This is a genomic window from Nostoc sp. UHCC 0251, from assembly GCF_034932245.1.
Lineage (GTDB): Bacteria > Cyanobacteriota > Cyanobacteriia > Cyanobacteriales > Nostocaceae > Nostoc.
In genome coordinates this window covers 1-2,401 of record NZ_JAYGHD010000244.1, presented here as the reverse complement: position 1 = coordinate 2,401, position 2,401 = coordinate 1, and the positions used below count along the sequence as shown (strand labels likewise).

2 protein-coding genes are annotated in these 2,401 nt (G+C 44.6%); both read left to right on the top strand.

Features of this window, described 5'->3' with window-relative positions:
- Positions 1 to 107 precede the first annotated feature (107 nt).
- The gene (locus VB740_RS17880) at positions 108 to 782 is read left to right on the top strand and encodes a response regulator transcription factor (RefSeq protein ID WP_323201301.1); all 675 of its coding nucleotides are present in this window, start codon (positions 108 to 110) and stop codon (positions 780 to 782) included.
- Between the two features lie 143 nt (positions 783 to 925).
- Positions 926 to 2,200, top strand: coding sequence for a HAMP domain-containing sensor histidine kinase (locus tag VB740_RS17875; protein WP_323201300.1), 1,275 nt, complete (start codon positions 926 to 928; stop codon positions 2,198 to 2,200).
- The last annotated feature ends 201 nt before the right edge of the window (positions 2,201 to 2,401 follow it).

The following is a 2,401-nucleotide window of genomic DNA, read 5'->3' as shown; positions in this document are numbered from 1 at the left end:
CCCTTCCCGACACGGGAAGGGGGAAAATTCAAAGTCTCTCTCCTTTTAGGAGAGATAAATAGAAGTGAGGTTTTCCAGATGCCGCTGAATTGTCAGGAGCAAATAGGATGTTGATCTTACTAGTCGAAGATGACTCATCGCAATTAGAGCCACTGCGGGCAGCCTTATTGAAGGTGGGGCATACAGTTGATGCGATCGCTGATGGGGAAACAGCACAATGGTTTGCCTTTCGCAAAGACTATGACTTGCTGATTCTAGATTGGATGTTGCCTAAAGTCAGTGGCGTAGAATTGTGTCAAGTATATCGACGCGCAGGTAAGCTGACTCCTGTATTGATGCTGACGGCGAAAGACACGGTTTTAGATAAAGTAATGGGTTTAGATGCTGGAGCCGATGATTACTTAGTAAAGCCTATAGATGTTTTAGAGTTATTGGCACGAGTCCGGGCACTAGGAAGGCGATCGCCTATGTGGCAAGGAGATATACTTAGCTTGGGCGATTTGCAACTTCATTTATCCACTTTGACGCTCGAACTTGGTTCATTGACAACTCAACTTTCTAGCCGGGAGTTTCAATTGATGGAGTATTTAATGCGTCATCCCCGCCAAGTATTATCTCATAACCAGATTGAGCAAGCCCTTTGGAGCTACGGAGAGGAACCAGAAAGTAACGCGGTTACTACCTTAGTTCGCCGCTTGCGCCAGCGCCTACAAACCATTGGTGTGAAAGATTGGATAGAAACAGTCCATCGGATGGGCTATCGAATAAATCCGCCTTTCTAACCCGTTAGGAGGCAGGGGAGGCAGGGGGAGATGAGGGAGCAATGAGGGAGAGCAATATAATAACCAATGCCCAATGCCCAATGCCCAATGCCCAATGCCCAATGCCCCATGCCCAATTCCCAATGCCCAATTCTCAATAACTAATGTTTGATCATAGCCGTCGTAATCTCGCTCACTGGTTTGCCCTGTCAATGGGTGGAATTTTGTTCGCTTTTGCAGGGGTGGGTTATTGTCTTAGTGTAGAAGAACAGTTGCGGGTTTTTGATGACGAACTTTTTTCACAAAGTAAAGCCTTTGCCGTCAAAACCCAATACTCGCTTTATCAAAGTCAATGGCGAAATCAGCGCGGACAGACTCCTGTAGAAAGCGGTGTATCGTTAAATGGCGGGCTAATGTATGCGCGGTGGTATAATTCTAATAAACAACTTTTGCAATTTATCGGTTCATCAGATGGCAAACAGTTGACCGCAGAACCGGGATTTCAAACAATAAAAGTACCAATAAACTCAGAGTTACCTACTACAAGAAGCTGGGTTCGCCAAGTTACACTTCCTATTTTGGAAGGTAAGGTATTGATTGGCTATTTCCAAACAGCAGTTCCGATGAACTCTCTACGCATTGGACTGAACCAAGCCCGTTTGTTTTTAACTTTCGGGGTTCCCGTGACTTTTGGTGTAATAGGCATTACAGGCTGGTTTTTAGGCGGATTGGCAATGCGGCCAAGCCTTCGTGCTTATCAGCAATTGCAGCAATTTACAGCCGATGCTTCTCATGAATTACGCGCACCCGTTGCTACGGTATTGAGCAATGCCCAAGTTGCCCTGATGCCCCCCGAAGACCCCGTGGAGCAAAGATTGCGGTTGCAAAATATCGCTCAAACTGCTAAGTCCATGAGTACGCTGATCAATGAACTGCTTTTTTTGTCGCGTCATAATGGCTCTCTTGCGGAAACCGGATTAAAACCCGTTGATTTGTGTGAGATATTGCGATCGCTTGCTCAGGAATTTGCAGCCCTTGCTCCTGCTCAAAAGCTCAATTTCCATGCTCACCTTCCAGAGCATCCGATCATGTTAAAAGCCGATGCTAATTTGCTCAAACAAGCTGTAATTAATCTACTAACTAATGCCTTCAAGTACACACCAGCAGATGGAAAGGTAGAATTATATCTTTTTACCCAGTCTCACTCTGCGGTAATTCAGGTTAAAGACAACGGCATTGGTATTCCATCCAGTGATTTGCCACATATATTTGATCGTTTTTATCGTGTAGATACTGTCCGATCTCGGCAAACAGGCGGCTTTGGACTCGGACTTGCGATCGCTCAACAAATTGTACAGCGATACGGAGGGCAAATTACTGTAAATAGTATGCTAAGTCAAGGCTCCACATTTCAAATTAGCCTTCCTCTGAAACTTTGACAAAAATAATTCAAAATGTTTTTCGCTTTACTCAGATAATATTTTTCTTTCTCCCCCTGCCCCCAGCTAAGTGCCCCCTGCTTACACCGCGATAGGATATTTTTTTATTGGAAGTCCCTAAGCTCATCTAATTGTATCTGCCAGCAGTAAGCTAAAAAACATCTAAGAAAGCATAATCGAATTAAATATAACTCTTGTGGG